This is a genomic window from Actinobacillus ureae ATCC 25976 (assembly GCF_000188255.1).
Taxonomy (GTDB): Bacteria; Pseudomonadota; Gammaproteobacteria; order Enterobacterales; family Pasteurellaceae; genus Actinobacillus; species Actinobacillus ureae.
Window position 1 is genome coordinate 988,708 of sequence record NZ_GL831080.1, and the last position, 13,928, is coordinate 1,002,635.

The 13,928-nt window shown below is 41.6% G+C and carries 9 protein-coding genes; 4 read left to right on the top strand and 5 right to left on the bottom strand.

Annotated elements, in window-relative coordinates; all coding sequences use genetic code 11:
- Nucleotides 1-65 precede the first annotated feature (65 nt).
- Entirely contained in the window at nt 66-452 is a 387-nt protein-coding gene (grcA, locus tag HMPREF0027_RS04730) for an autonomous glycyl radical cofactor GrcA (RefSeq protein ID WP_005622661.1), read from the bottom strand.
- A 203-nt stretch (nt 453-655) separates the two neighbouring features.
- On the opposite strand from grcA, the gene ung reads away from it, so the two are divergent.
- Nucleotides 656-1,327 carry a uracil-DNA glycosylase gene (ung, locus tag HMPREF0027_RS04735; RefSeq protein ID WP_005622662.1) on the top strand — a complete coding sequence of 224 codons (672 nt, stop codon included), beginning with the start codon at nt 656-658 and terminating at the stop codon, nt 1,325-1,327.
- A 342-nt stretch (nt 1,328-1,669) separates the two neighbouring features.
- On the opposite strand, the gene HMPREF0027_RS12220 is transcribed toward ung, so the two are convergent.
- The 4 genes from HMPREF0027_RS12220 to grpE form a co-directional block, all read right to left on the bottom strand.
- Nucleotides 1,670-1,900: a cupin domain-containing protein gene (locus tag HMPREF0027_RS12220; RefSeq protein ID WP_005622663.1), complete on the bottom strand. Its 231-nt coding sequence runs from the start codon at nt 1,898-1,900 to the stop codon at nt 1,670-1,672.
- Nucleotides 1,901-2,056: 156 nt separating this feature from the next.
- Nucleotides 2,057-5,956 carry an ATP-dependent RNA helicase HrpA gene (gene hrpA, locus HMPREF0027_RS04745; protein ID WP_005622664.1) on the bottom strand — a complete coding sequence of 1,300 codons (3,900 nt, stop codon included), beginning with the start codon at nt 5,954-5,956 and terminating at the stop codon, nt 2,057-2,059.
- 186 nt (nt 5,957-6,142) lie between these two features.
- On the bottom strand, nt 6,143-6,595 hold the full coding sequence (locus HMPREF0027_RS04750) for a DUF441 domain-containing protein (RefSeq protein WP_005622665.1): 453 nt from the start codon (nt 6,593-6,595) through the stop codon (nt 6,143-6,145).
- Between the two features lie 197 nt (nt 6,596-6,792).
- Nucleotides 6,793-7,389, bottom strand: coding sequence for a nucleotide exchange factor GrpE (grpE, locus tag HMPREF0027_RS04755; protein WP_005622666.1), 597 nt, complete (start codon nt 7,387-7,389; stop codon nt 6,793-6,795).
- A 238-nt stretch (nt 7,390-7,627) separates the two neighbouring features.
- On the opposite strand from grpE, the gene HMPREF0027_RS04760 reads away from it, so the two are divergent.
- From HMPREF0027_RS04760 to recB, 3 genes are all read left to right on the top strand, one after another.
- Nucleotides 7,628-8,710: an extracellular solute-binding protein gene (locus tag HMPREF0027_RS04760; protein ID WP_005622667.1), complete on the top strand. Its 1,083-nt coding sequence runs from the start codon at nt 7,628-7,630 to the stop codon at nt 8,708-8,710.
- 144 nt (nt 8,711-8,854) lie between these two features.
- The gene (locus HMPREF0027_RS04765) at nt 8,855-10,246 is read left to right on the top strand and encodes an MATE family efflux transporter (protein ID WP_005622668.1); all 1,392 of its coding nucleotides are present in this window, start codon (nt 8,855-8,857) and stop codon (nt 10,244-10,246) included.
- Nucleotides 10,247-10,268: 22 nt separating this feature from the next.
- Nucleotides 10,269-13,877 (top strand): exodeoxyribonuclease V subunit beta, encoded by a 3,609-nt coding sequence (recB, locus tag HMPREF0027_RS04770; protein WP_005622669.1) that lies wholly within the window; start codon nt 10,269-10,271, stop codon nt 13,875-13,877.
- The last annotated feature ends 51 nt before the right edge of the window (nt 13,878-13,928 follow it).

Consider the following 13,928-nt stretch of genomic DNA (forward strand, 5'->3'; position numbering starts at 1 on the left):
CAGTCTAACTTTTTGGGGTCAGATCAAAGGTGCTTTTTTTAAGAAAATTGGTAGTAAAACTGTTATTATAAGCTTTCTGTGAAAGTACGAGTAATTACATCACGTTGTTGTTCTGGTGTTAATGAGTTGAAACGCACTGCATAACCAGAAACACGGATAGTTAGTTGTGGATATTTCTCTGGGTTTTTAACCGCATCTTCTAATGTTTCACGGCGTAAAACGTTAACGTTTAAGTGTTGGCCACCTTCAACTTTGATTGTCGGAGCAACGTTTACCGGTACTTCACGGTATGAAATTTGACCTAATTCGCTGATTGCAACGATTTGGTCTTCTTTGTAAGCATCACCTTTTGCAGCGATACAGCGAGCTTCGTTTTTCTCTTCATCTAATAACCAGAAAGAGTTTACTAAGTTGCTGTTTGAAGATTCTGTAATTTGTACGCCTTTGATCATTTTGATACTCCTAAGTATTGGCTAGATAATTATAAAATTTTTTGATAAATTCAAATTTTGTTTACGTGGTGAATTTTATCATTTTTTTTGAAGAATTCTACTAAAAGTTGAAAAATGTAATCAAAAAATTATCAGTTGACTAAAAAACAATCTGAAATGTAGAAAAACTTAAAATTGTTTAACACTTTTTAACAGGACAAGCTATGAATAATTGGACGGAAGCGCTAGGCGAAGAAAAGCAACAAGCTTATTTTCAACAAATTTTACAGCAAGTACATCAAGAAAGAATGGATGGTGTAACGGTTTTTCCACCGCAAAAAGAAGTATTTAGTGCCTTTACTTTAACGGAGTTTAAAGATGTGAAAGTGGTGATCTTGGGGCAAGATCCTTACCATGGTCCAAACCAAGCGCACGGTTTAGCATTTTCGGTAAAACCACCGGTCGCGCCGCCACCTTCTTTAGTTAATATGTATAAAGAACTGGCGCAGGATATTGAGGGTTTTCAAATTCCAAATCACGGATATTTGGTTGATTGGGCAAAGCAAGGCGTGTTGTTGTTAAACACCGTACTCACGGTGCGTCAAGGGCAAGCGCATTCACATGCGAATTTCGGTTGGGAAATTTTCACCGATAAAGTGATTGCTCAACTTAACCAACACCGTGAAAATTTAGTCTTTTTATTATGGGGCAGCCATGCGCAGAAAAAAGGGCAGTTTATTGACCGCTCTCGCCATTGCGTACTGACTGCACCGCATCCGTCACCGTTATCCGCCCATCGAGGATTTTTAGGTTGCCGCCATTTTTCCAAAGCGAATGCTTACTTAAAAGAAAAAGGCATTCAAGAAATTAACTGGCAGTTACCGATGAATGTATAACAAATCACAAGCGGTTAAATTTGCGGATTTTTTTGCAATTATATAATAGTTATACAGCGTCATATTTTACCTTGCACGAGCCGTGCAAGGCTGATTAAGCCTAGCCCTGTTAGGGCTATAAAGCCACAGCGTGGCTCGGATTAATTAACGCCATACGGCGCGTATGACGTTAAAACGAAAAAGGGCTTATCAAGCCGAATGCACTTGTGCGTATTCTTTGTCAGTGACTGGTGATAGCCAAGTAACTTTTTTTCCCCTCTCTATAATTTGTGATAGCTAAATACACTAAATCACTGTCGGCACTTGCGCCGTACCAATGTTCAATATTCTCAGGGATATTAATCACATCGCCGGTTTGAATCGCTTGTGCCGATACCAGCTTTTACCACTCGTTACAATCAATACTTGCCCTTTCGGGTGCGTATGCCAATTGGTTCTTGCCCCTTTTTCAAAGGTTACGCTACCGATAGAAAATTCATTATTGTGATCCGCATCCAATACCTCGGTTAAAAAGGTGCTGCCGGTAAAAAATTCAGGGGAACGAGGTTCGCCTTTCGGAAAAAGTGTTTGCATAGAGTAATCTCCTGTGTGGATTTATCATTGTTATATATGGTTTTAGTAAGTTACAAGCGGTTGAATTTGTAAAAAATCTTGCAAATTTAACCGCTTGTTACCCTCGCCCCTTGTGGGAGAGGGGGATTCGGTGGATAGAACTAGCCACCCTACACACTATTTTATCTCCCCAATCGCATTCAAAATACGTTTATCTGAAATCGGGTATTTGGTGCCGAGTTGTTGGGCAAACAGGCTGACACGTAACTCTTCAATCATATAACGAATTTCTAACACTTCATCAGGGATTGCTTTAGATTTCGGCAGTTTGGTGAGTAATTGCTTATAAGCATTTTCCACTTGTTCCACCCGTAACATCTTCGCTCGGTCGGTGTTGGTATCCGTGCCGAGTTTATCTAATCGCTTGTCGATAGCAGTTAAATAGCGATGTAAATCAGCAAGACGTTGGTAGCCGGTTTTGGTCACAAAATCCGGATAAACCAAACCGCTTAATTGTGCTTTAATATCCGACAGGGCAAAAGCCATTGTGAAGTCCATTTTGCCTTTCATTCGTTTGTTGAGTTCAAAGGCAAGAGTGAGGATTTTCTCCACTTGTAGCGCAATTTCTGCGGTGGTGTCGTTTAAGTTGCCTCGTACAAATTCATGCAATTCATTGAATTTTTCTTCGGTCCAAACAAAGCCGCCGAATTCATCCACCAATTTATCCACCGCACAAGCGATACAGTCATCTATCAATTCCAACACTTTACCGAACGGGGCAAAGTAAAGTCCGAGCTTTGCCTTGTTCGGCAATTTTTCGTGTAAGTATTTGATTGGCGAAGGCACGTTGAGCAATAGCAAACGGCGTAAACCGGCTAGCATTGCACGGGCTTGCTCGAATTCGGTTTCGAATAATTTTACGCCCACTGCGGTTTGCTCATCGACAATTGCCGGATAAGCTTTTACGCTGAAATTAGCTTTTTTCTGCTCGTAGAATTGCGGTAAGTTAGCGAAATTCCACAAATGTACACCGCTTTGCTCGATACCGTCATCGGCAATTGTCGAAAGGCTTTCTTGCACCTGATCTTTCAGCGCAAATTTTAGTTCGTCCAAGTTTTCGCTTTCTTGTAGTTTTTTACCTTTTTCATCCACAACACGGAATGTCATACGCAAATGCGGCGCAAGTTGCGACAGATCCCACAGCTCCGGATCAATAGTTACACCGGTCATACGGCGAAGCTGGTAAGCCAGACTTTCTAGCAATGGTTTTTGATACGGCTCGGCTCTGCCTAAGAACGCATCTGCATAGTTCGGTGCTGGTACAAAATTACGGCGAGTGGCTTTCGGTAATGATTTAATTAACGCCACCACTAGCTCATGGCGAAGCCCCGGAATTTGCCAATCAAAGCCTTCCGGTTCCACTTGGTTGAGCAACGGCAATGGAATATGTACGGTTACGCCGTCGTGATCTTTACCGATTTCAAATTGGTAACTCAATTTTAGTTTAAGCTGACCTTGATACCAGAAATTCGGGAAATCCAAATCGCTGACCGTATTGGCGTTTTCATTCATCAAGAATGATTTTTCAAAGTTGAGCAATTCAGGATCTTTCTGACTTGCTTTTTTCCACCATGTATCAAAATGGCGGCTGGAAACTACTTCCGTACCGATACGTTGATCGTAGAATTCGAACAGGGTTTGTTCGTCCACTAAAATATCTCGGCGGCGAGATTTGTGTTCGAGGTCTTCCACTTCTTTGATCAAGCGGTTATTTTCTTTGAAAAATTTGTAATTATTGTGCCAATCACCCTCAACCATTGCCGAGCGAATAAAGATTTCACGGCTGGCAGTCGGATCAATTGAACCGTAATTGACAAGGCGATTTGCTACCACCGGAATACCGTAGAGAGAGACTTTTTCATACGCCATCACTGCGCCTTTGGATTTCGACCAATGTGGTTCGCTGTAACTACGTTTTATTAAATGTCCGGCGAGTGGCTCAATCCATTCCGGTTCGATTTTTGCCACGGTTCTTGCCCACAATTTGGTGGTTTCCACCAATTCGGATGCTGCAAGCCACTTCGGTTGCTTTTTGACAAGCACCGAAGTTGGGAACACATAAAAATGCGCATTTCTCGCCCCAAGATAGTGCATTTTTTCGCTGTCTTTCATCCCGATATGCGATAGCAAACCGGTTAGTAAAGCGGTATGAATTTGTTGATAATTTGCATCTTCGCTATTAATCGGCAAGCCCATTTCTCGTACAGGAAGACGTAGTTGATGATAAATATCCTGCCATTCACGCACACGCAAATAGTTGAGAAAATCTTTCTGACATTGCTTGCGGAACTGGTTTTTAGTTAGCTCTTTTTGCTGAGTTTGAATGTAATGCCACAAATTCACAAACGCCAAGAAATCGGAATCTTTATCGGCAAAACGGCGATGTTTTTCATCTGCAGCCTGTTGGCGTTCTTGCGGGCGCTCACGCGGATCTTGAATCGAAAGTGCGGAAACAATCATCATCACTTCATGCAATGCGCCATTTTGTGCTGCAGCAACCACCATACGCCCTAAACGAGGATCGATGGGGAGTTGGGCAAGTTGACGACCGATTGCGGTTAATTTATTGCCATTAATCGCCCCTAATTCTTCTAGTAAACGAACGCCGTCCTGCACCTGTCTAGTATTTGGACGATCAACAAATGGAAACGCCTCAATATCCGACAGCCCAAGCGAGGTCATTTGTAAAATCACCGAAGCGAGATTCGTACGCAGAATTTCCGGATCGGTAAATTCTGGACGAGCGTTAAAATCCTCCTCTGAATAGAGGCGGATACAAATCCCTTCGCTGGTTCGTCCACAGCGGCCTTTCCGCTGGTTGGCAGAGGCTTGTGAAATCGGCTCAATCGGCAAACGTTGTACTTTAGTGCGGTAACTATAGCGAGAAATACGTGCTGTACCGGTATCAATCACATATTTGATATTCGGAATGGTGAGTGAGGTCTCTGCCACGTTGGTGGCTAAAATCACACGATTTAGACCGCTTGGCTGGAAAATGCGTTGCTGTTCGGCTGCCGAGAGGCGTGCGTAAAGCGGTAGAATTTCAGTGAATCTTAGCTCTTGTTTTTGTAGCGCTTCGGCAGTATCACGAATTTCTCGTTCACCGCTCATAAAAATCAAAATATCGCCACGACCTTCGGCTTGAAGTTCATCAACAGCATTGAGAATATCTTGTAATTGGTCTTGATCATTTTCTTCTACAATTGGACGATAACGCACTTCCACCGGAAAGGTGCGTCCTGAAACTTCAATAATCGGTGCATTGTTGAAATGGCGAGAAAAACGTTCCACATCAATGGTTGCCGAAGTAATGATCACTCTTAGATCAGGGCGTTTATGCAGAATTTGTTTCAGATAGCCGAGAATAAAATCGTTATTGAGCGAGCGTTCGTGCGCTTCATCAATAATTAATGTATCGTATTGATTGAGATAGCGGTCGTTTTGGATTTCGGCAAGCAAAATACCGTCCGTCATTAATTTCACAAGAGTGTTTTCGCCCACTTGATCGTTAAAACGCACTTTATAACCAACAGCTGCGCCCAGTTCGCTTTTTAATTCTTCGGCAATACGGTTTGCCACTGAACGTGCCGCCAAACGGCGAGGCTGAGTATGTCCAATCAAGCCTTTTACGCCACGTCCGAGTTCCAAGCACATTTTCGGGAGCTGAGTAGTTTTACCCGAACCGGTTTCACCGGCAATCACCACCACCTGATTTTCCGCAATTAGTTTTAAGATTTCTTCACGGCGAGCAGAAACCGGTAAATCGGGATAAGTGATTGCAAGGCTGGAATGTTGTGCTTTTCTGGCTTGAAAAGTTGCCTGTGCCGAGAGAATTTCACGTTCAATTCCCGCAATCACATTGTTTTTGGCTTCTTGTTTTTTGATGGCAAAAATGCCGTGAATACGAGAACGTAAACGGCGGTAATCAGTATTGGTGAGTTCTTTTAAGTTGGCGATTAATGCTTTTTGGCTCTCATCAAGCGGTCTATTTTTGAAATTTTTTTGCGAAGGTTTCATTGTCTTGTCTTAACTATGTCTTGTCTTAACTATGTATTGCCTTAACGATATTTGGCATTATGCGAGATATTTTAAGACAAATTATAGCCTAAATTGAGGGGAAACAGTAGGTAGAAGAAACCGCTTGCAGCGCTCACTTAATCGGGGAGGGGAACAAGCGGTCTAATTTTGAATAAATTTTACTAATTAACCTTTGCCGATCAGTAACGAAAGGATACCGGCAGCGATTAGTGGACCAACCGGCACGCCGCCAAGTAATGCCACGCCGATAATGGTACCGACCAGTAATCCTGTGACTAACAACGGTTGATTTCCCATTAAACTTACCCCTCTGCCACCTAACCAAGCCACCGTAATTCCTGCAACCACGGCAAGCAACATCTTCCAATTTAAAAATTCAGAGAAGGAGGGGAGGGAAATTTTGCCGGACACAATCGGGCTTAATACACCGATAGTCAGAATGATAATCCCAATGTTTAAACCGTGCTTATCTAAAAAGGGCAGATATTTGCTGAGGAAAGTTTGTTGCACCAGTAATAACACTGCTGCAGCAATGGTAATTGAATTGTTGTTTCCGACCACACCAAGAAAAATCAGTGCGACTAGGAAAAGTGAGATAGGGTTGAATTGTAGGGACATAGCTTGATATGAATGAGATTAAAATATTATCCTTATTTCTCTCAAAAATGAGTAAATGAAGGAGCCGAAAATCAGTGATTTTCAGATAGAGAGGGATTTGCTGATTTTTATGCAATTTAGACCGCTATCCCTCTCTCTGCCGGTTCGCTGAACGCTTCACCGGCGGTCTCTCTCCCACAAGCGAGAGAGAGTAAAATTTAGCCGGCAACCATTACCATTGCAGGGCGAAGTACGCGACCTTGTAGGGTATAACCTTTTTGTAAAACCACGCTGATATGATTTGCTTCGATACCTTCCGCCGGTTGCATTGAAATCGCTTGGTGAAGTTCCGGATTGAAAACTTCTCCAACAACACCAACCGCTTCTACACCAAATTTAGCCAGAGTCGAGATAAATTCTTTATGAGTCATTTCCACACCGTCAACCAATGCTTGTGTTTTTTCATCGGTGACAGCCGTATCAAGTGCATTTAAGCCACGCTCAAGGTTATCTACTACGGTTAATAATTCTTTTGAGAATTTTTCGAGTGCGAATTTATGTGCTTTTTCCATATCTTGTTCGGCACGGCGGCGGACATTTTGGATTTCCGCTTGCGCACGTAATTGAATATCTTTTTCACGGTTGTCCGCTTCCGCAATATAAGTTTCTAACTCATTAATACGTGTATAAGCCGCTGCTAATTCAGCTTCGATAGGTTGTTCTTGTTGTTCTTCGGTTGCTTGCTCTAACTGCGCTTCGTTTGCAACTTCAACTTCTTCTGTTTGAGCTTGTGCATTTTCGTTTTGAGTTGTCATTTTAAATCCTCTTTGTTTCAAATATATCAATGAAAAAAACGTTACTAATATAACGCTAAATTTGCTGATTTCAAGGTAAAAGCGACAATGTGGATTAATTATTATTAAAGATAATTTGCAAAAAATTATCATTTTGATTAGAAAATCCTTGCAAAATCTAGTGAGATACTTAGAATTATTACTGCCTTTCAATTCTTGAGGCTAGTAATATTTTTACTCATCTAACGGAGAAAATTAAATGAAAAAATTAGCGGGTTTATTTGCAGCAGGTTTAGCAACAGTTGCATTAACAGCGTGTAATGAAGAAAAGCCAAAAGCAGCTGAAACAGCGGCTCAACCGGCAGCAGCGGGAACAGTTCACCTTTATACTTGGACTGAATATGTGCCTGAAGGCTTGTTAGATGAATTCACAAAGCAAACTGGTATCAAAGTAGAGGTTTCAAGCCTTGAATCTAACGAGACCATGTATGCGAAATTAAAATTACAAGGTAAAGACGGCGGTTACGATGTTATCGCACCTTCTAACTACTTCGTTTCAAAAATGGCGAAAGAAGGTATGTTAGCGGAATTAGATCACGCACAACTTCCGGTAATCAAAGAGTTAAACCAAGATTGGTTAAACAAACCTTATGATCAAGGTAACAAATACTCTTTACCACAATTATTAGGTGCGCCGGGTATCGCATTTAACACGGCTGATTACCAAGGTGATGTGTTCACGTCTTGGGGTGACCTATGGAAACCTGAGTTTGCCAATAAAGTACAATTATTAGATGACGCACGTGAAGTATTTAACATTGCGTTATTAAAATTAGGTAAAAACCCTAATACAACCAATCCGGAAGAGATCAAAGCGGCTTACGAAGAATTGAAAAAATTACGTTCGAACGTACTCTCTTTCACTTCTGATAACCCAGCGAACTCATTTATTGCAGGTGAAGTATCTGTAGGTCAATTATGGAACGGTTCTGTACGTATTGCGAAAAAAGAACAAGCACCGGTAAATATGGTATTCCCGAAAGAAGGTCCTGTGCTTTGGGTTGATACGTTAGCAATTCCAGCGAATGCGAAAAACAAAGAAAATGCGCATAAGTTAATCAACTACTTATTAAGCGCACCGGTTGCGGAAAAATTAACCTTAGAAATCGGTTACCCGACTTCAAACGTAGAAGCGTTAAAAACATTACCGAAGGAGATTACCGAAGATCCGGCAATCTATCCGACAGCTGAAGTGTTAAAAGCTGCACAATGGCAAGACGATGTAGGTGATGCAATCGAACTTTACGAAAAATATTACCAAGAGTTAAAAGCGGCGAAATAATTCGTTAGCTGAATAGATAAGTCCCTCGAGAAGTGATTTTCGAGGGCTTTTTCATTTTTACAAGCGGTCTTATTTTACAAAATTTTTGCGAAAAACGACCGCTTGTTGCCGTATAATAGCCTCCGTATTTTGAAAGAGGTAATTATGAATCTGCAATGGCAAAAATATCCGGAAAACACACGTAAACTATTTAAACTCACGCTGCCAATTTTTATTTCTCAACTTTCTGTTGCGGGCATGGGACTGGCTGATATTGTGATGGCGGGGCTGGTGAGTGATGATGATGTGTCGGCGATTGCGGTGAGTAATTCCATCTATTTCCCTCTCTTTTTATTTGTATTAAGTTTGCTTAATGCAATCACACCAACCGTTTCTTATTTAAACGGTTCGAATCAGCGTCATTTGATTGCCCACCAAATTCGTCAAGGTTTTTGGTTGGTTTGGGCGTGTGCAACTCCTTTGATTTTCGTGTTCCTAAACAGTCATTGGATTTTAGACTATATGAATACACCGCAAGCTTTTTCGATTAAATCGCAACAATATTTAGCGATTATGGCAATCGGTGTGGTTCCGGCGCTATTGGCGGTCAATTTGCGTTGTATGAATGAGGGTTTATCGAATCCGAAGCCTGCAATGCGTATCACTTTCTTAGGATTATTGCTGAATATTCCGCTTAATTATATTTTTATTTTTGGTAAGTTTGGATTGCCGGAAATGGGGGCAGTCGGTTGTGGCGTAGCGACAGCGATCGTGAACTGGGTCATGTTCTTGTTGTTATTCCATTACAGCTACACTAATAAACCTCAGAAAGATATCGGCTTATTTAACCGTTGGTTTGAAATGCCAAGCGGTCAAACTTTGTTAAAAATTTGCAAGTTGGGTTTGCCGATCGGCTTTGCGACTTTTACTGAAGTGATGTTGTTTTCAGCGTCCGCTTTACTGCTTTCGCCGCTCGGTTCACAAGTGGTGGCAAGCCATCAGGCGGCATTGCAAACCAGTTCTTTATTATTTATGATCCCGATGTCTTTCAGCATTGCGACCACGATTGTGGTAGGAAAAACCTTAGGGCAGAAACAAGTTGAAGAGGCAAAAATTATTAGCTATCACGCGCTGATTACCGGAGCGCTATTTGCGTTAGCGGCAGCGGTCGTGATTGTTATTTTAGATGAAGTTATTCCACTGGCATTTACCAGTGATCCGGTTTCGATTGCAATTGCGGCGCATTTATTGTTGTTTGCAGCGGTATATCAAATTCCGGATTCGTTACAAGCGGTGGCAAACGGTATTCTGCGTGGCTATAAACATACCAAACCGATTTTATATGTCACGATGTTCTGTTATTGGGTGATTGGTATGCCGTTCGGCTATATTTTAGCGAGAACGGATTGGATTGTTGAACCGATGGCGGCGGCAGGATTTTGGTTTATTTTCTGTGTCAGTTTAAGTATCGCTGCCGGTTTGTTAATTTACCAAATGCACAAAATTCAACAGGTTCCAGCGGATCAACTGTTAGCAAAATTAGAACGCATTAAATAATGATTGAATATTGAGTGAAATAATGAAACCCCTTTCTCCGATTGAACTGCCGCTAAATTGTACCGCATTAATTGAAGCGTCCGCCGGTACCGGCAAAACATTTACCATGGCGAATTTATATTTGCGTTTGCTACTAGGAATTGGTTGTGCACCTTTAACGGTTGAACAAATCTTGGTGGTAACTTTTACTAAAGCGGCAACCGAAGAATTACGTGATCGTATTCGTAAAAACATCAAAGCTTGTTGTACTTTTTTACAAGAGTACGATGCGGAAAAATCCTATGATGCCAATGATTTCTTCTTCCAATTAGGTCAGCAGATTGAAAGTGTGGAAGAGGCGATTCTACGTTTACGTATTGCCGAACGCGAGATCGATTTAGCCAGCATTTTTACCATTCACAGTTTTTGTCAAAAGATGCTGTTTCAATTTGCGTTTGATTCGGGGATGCGTTTTGACAGCGATTTGCAGCCGGATGAAAGCGATTTATTACTCCGTTTAAGTGAAGAAGTGTGGCGTGAAATGTTCTATCCGATGACGCTGACCGAAACGGCAGCGGTGGCGGAATATCTCTGCACGCCGGACAATGCTTTTGTGGCAATTCGTGCCTTTGTGTCTGCCGAATTACCGTCATTGTCGGATGAACAACATTGGTTGAATGGCGATCTCGCTGCTCATTTGGCTGCCTTACAGCATTTTTTAGCGGATGCTAAACAACATTGGTTAGCGCACGGAGAAGAAATCAGTCGCTTAATTGAAAGCGAATTAGCGAAAAAATATAAAACCGGTGAGAAAAAAGCACTTAATCGCCGTTCTTACCAAACTCGTTACTTAGAAAAATGGCGTGCTTTTGTAGATGAATGGGCGGCAAGCTCGCTTTCCTATTTGCCGGAAGAACAGTTTGAACGCTTCTGTCAGGATTTTCTAAACGAAAAAGCGGAAGAGGGCGTAGAACCGTTAGTTCATCCGCATTTTGCAAAAAATCAGCAAATTTTGACCGCTTATCAACAGCAATTTGCGAATAAACAGAAGCCGTTATTGCTCTATCAATTCTTACTCGCAGTGAGAACAAAGCTCGCAGATTATAAAGCGACGCATAGTGAGAAAAGTTTTAACGATATGCTCACTTTACTCAATCAGGCTTTAAAAGGTGAAAGGGGGGCAGCGTTAGCTGCTCAAATTCGCGCGCAATTCCCGTTTGCAATGATCGATGAGTTTCAAGATACCGATAAAGAGCAATATGAAATCTTCCACAAGATTTTTATGCAAGAAGCGCATACGAATCACGGATTTATTATGATCGGTGACCCAAAACAATCGATCTATAAATTCCGAGGTGCGGATATTTTCACTTATTTGACCGCTTCTCAACAGGCGCAACAAAAACGCACGTTAGCTAAAAACTGGCGCTCGTTGCCACCAATTGTGAGCGCAACTAATCGCTTATTTGAATTTCCGGAAGCTGCTGAAAACAGTCCTTTCTTGTATCAAAGTATTCAGTTTCACTCGGTGGAAGCGAAAGCGAGCGAAGCTGAATTAATCGGCTCCGACTATGTAAATTGTTATCTACAAGCAAAATTTGATGAAAAATTAGCGGCAAAGCAATGTGCTTACCAAATTCAGCAGCAGCTTAAGCAAATGGAAGCGGGTGAATTTGGCTTAAAATTTGCCAATACTACGGAAGAGATTAATGCGTTTCAGGCAAAAGATATTGCAATTTTGGTGCGTAGCCACTCGCAAGCTACATTGATAAAAAGTGCATTAGCCGAACTGGGCATTCGTTCGGTATTTTTGTCGGAAAAAGAAAGCGTCTATCAATCGGAAACCGGTAAAGAATTATTGTGGGTGTTGTATGCCTGTTTAAATCCGTATCATCAACGCCATTTACTCAGTGCGTTAGGCACAACCCTTTGGGGGCTGTCAGCAACGGAGATTCATCAGCTCAAAAATAGCGAATTACAGTGGGATCAACAGGTAGAGCGCTTTATTGCATATCAGCAAATTTGGCAACAACAAGGTATTTTACCGATGTTGCATAAGTTATTTATGCAAGAGGGAATTATTGAGCGCTTACGAGCTAACCCGCACGACAGTGATCGCCGCCTAACGGATTTATTGCATTTAACGGAATTACTACAAAATGCTATGCCGAGCTTAGAAAATGAATCGGCGTTAGTGCGTTGGTATGAACGTCAATTGGCAAAAATAGATAGCACGGAAGAGCATATTTTACGCTTAGAAAGTGAAGAAGAATTGATTAAAATCGTGACCATTCATGGTTCAAAAGGTTTGCAATATCCGATCGTTTGGTTGCCGTTTATCGGTAAAAAAAATCAGGGTTATAAAGCAAGCAATTTGGCTATTTACCGTGATGAACAAGGGCAAGCACATTGGTATTTCGGTAAACCGTCAGAAGAAATTCAAGTATTGATGGATCGGGAAGAATTAGCTGAAGATCTGCGTTTGCTTTATGTAGCGGTTACGCGAGCAGAATCACAGCTTAACTTGATTTTGCCGCAACGATTTGAAGACGGTTGGAATGCAGTGCATTATTTGCTGAGCAATGGTGAAATCGGTTTAGATAAAAGCTACAAAGCCGAAACCAGCACGCCGGATTATTTGCAACGAAAAGGGATTGGTTGCCAAGCGGTCGAATTAGACGAAAAAATTGTAAATGATGAATGGCGACCGGCTCCGTTTGTGTCAGAGGCTTTATCCGCTTGTCATTTTTCCGGGCAGATTCAGCAGACGGGGTTAGTGACCAGTTTCAGTGCATTGCATCAACAACATGAATGGGCGATGCAACATCACACGGAATATAGTATGCTGAAAGCATTTGAGAATGCCGGACAAGATTATGACCAGCAACAAGTGCTCGCGCCCGAAACTGATAATCTTTTTGCTTTGGATAATGAAGAAACAAATGCCTATTCGTCTTATCAATTTCCTCACAGCACAAAGGTTGGCAATATTTTACATAGTTTCTTTGAATACAATGATTTCCAACAAGCGGTCGATTTTGAGCAAATTCTTACCATTTGCGAGCAGTTAGGTTTAGATGAAAACTGGCATGAACCATTACAAAAATGGTTCGAAAAGGTGCTTACAACGCCGTTTAGTGAGGCGGAATTTGCGCTAAAAGATGTTCCGATGACAAAACGTTTGAACGAATGGCAGTTTTATTTACGTTTAAAAAATTCGGACGGATTACGCAAGCTAAATCAATTGTTAAAGCAATATAGTGCGGTTTCGGCAAAATTACCTGAATTGAATTTACCTCAGCTGGAAGGCTATATCCGTGGTTTTGTTGATTGTATCGTACAAATGCATGGTAAATTTTATCTGATCGATTATAAGTCCAATTTCTTAGGTTATTTAGCACAAGACTATAGCCGACAAAATTTGGAAAAAACGATCGGGCAATATCGCTATGATCTGCAATATCTGCTTTATACACTGGCGCTACATCGCTATTTACGAGTACGTTTGGGTGATCAGTATGAGTATGAGCGTGATTTTGGCGGCGTGGCATATTTATTCTTACGAGGAATGAACGGCACACCGAATAGCGGTGTATTTTTCGAAAAGCCTTGCAAGCAGTTAATCGAAGGTATGGATGAAATATTTGGTTAATGACACAGAGAAAAGGGCTACCGGTTGGTAGCCCTTATTTTTGTAAAAAAG

Coding starts and splice junctions, on each gene's coding strand:
- HMPREF0027_RS04760 (WP_005622667.1), top strand. CDS start 7,628: ATGAAAAAATTAGCGGGTTTATTTGCAGCAGGTTTAGCAACAGTTGCA.
- grcA (WP_005622661.1), bottom strand. CDS start 452: ATGATCAAAGGCGTACAAATTACAGAATCTTCAAACAGCAACTTAGTA.
- HMPREF0027_RS04765 (WP_005622668.1), top strand. CDS start 8,855: ATGAATCTGCAATGGCAAAAATATCCGGAAAACACACGTAAACTATTT.
- HMPREF0027_RS12220 (WP_005622663.1), bottom strand. CDS start 1,900: ATGCAAACACTTTTTCCGAAAGGCGAACCTCGTTCCCCTGAATTTTTT.
- hrpA (WP_005622664.1), bottom strand. CDS start 5,956: ATGAAACCTTCGCAAAAAAATTTCAAAAATAGACCGCTTGATGAGAGC.
- HMPREF0027_RS04750 (WP_005622665.1), bottom strand. CDS start 6,595: ATGTCCCTACAATTCAACCCTATCTCACTTTTCCTAGTCGCACTGATT.
- recB (WP_005622669.1), top strand. CDS start 10,269: ATGAAACCCCTTTCTCCGATTGAACTGCCGCTAAATTGTACCGCATTA.
- grpE (WP_005622666.1), bottom strand. CDS start 7,389: ATGACAACTCAAAACGAAAATGCACAAGCTCAAACAGAAGAAGTTGAA.
- ung (WP_005622662.1), top strand. CDS start 656: ATGAATAATTGGACGGAAGCGCTAGGCGAAGAAAAGCAACAAGCTTAT.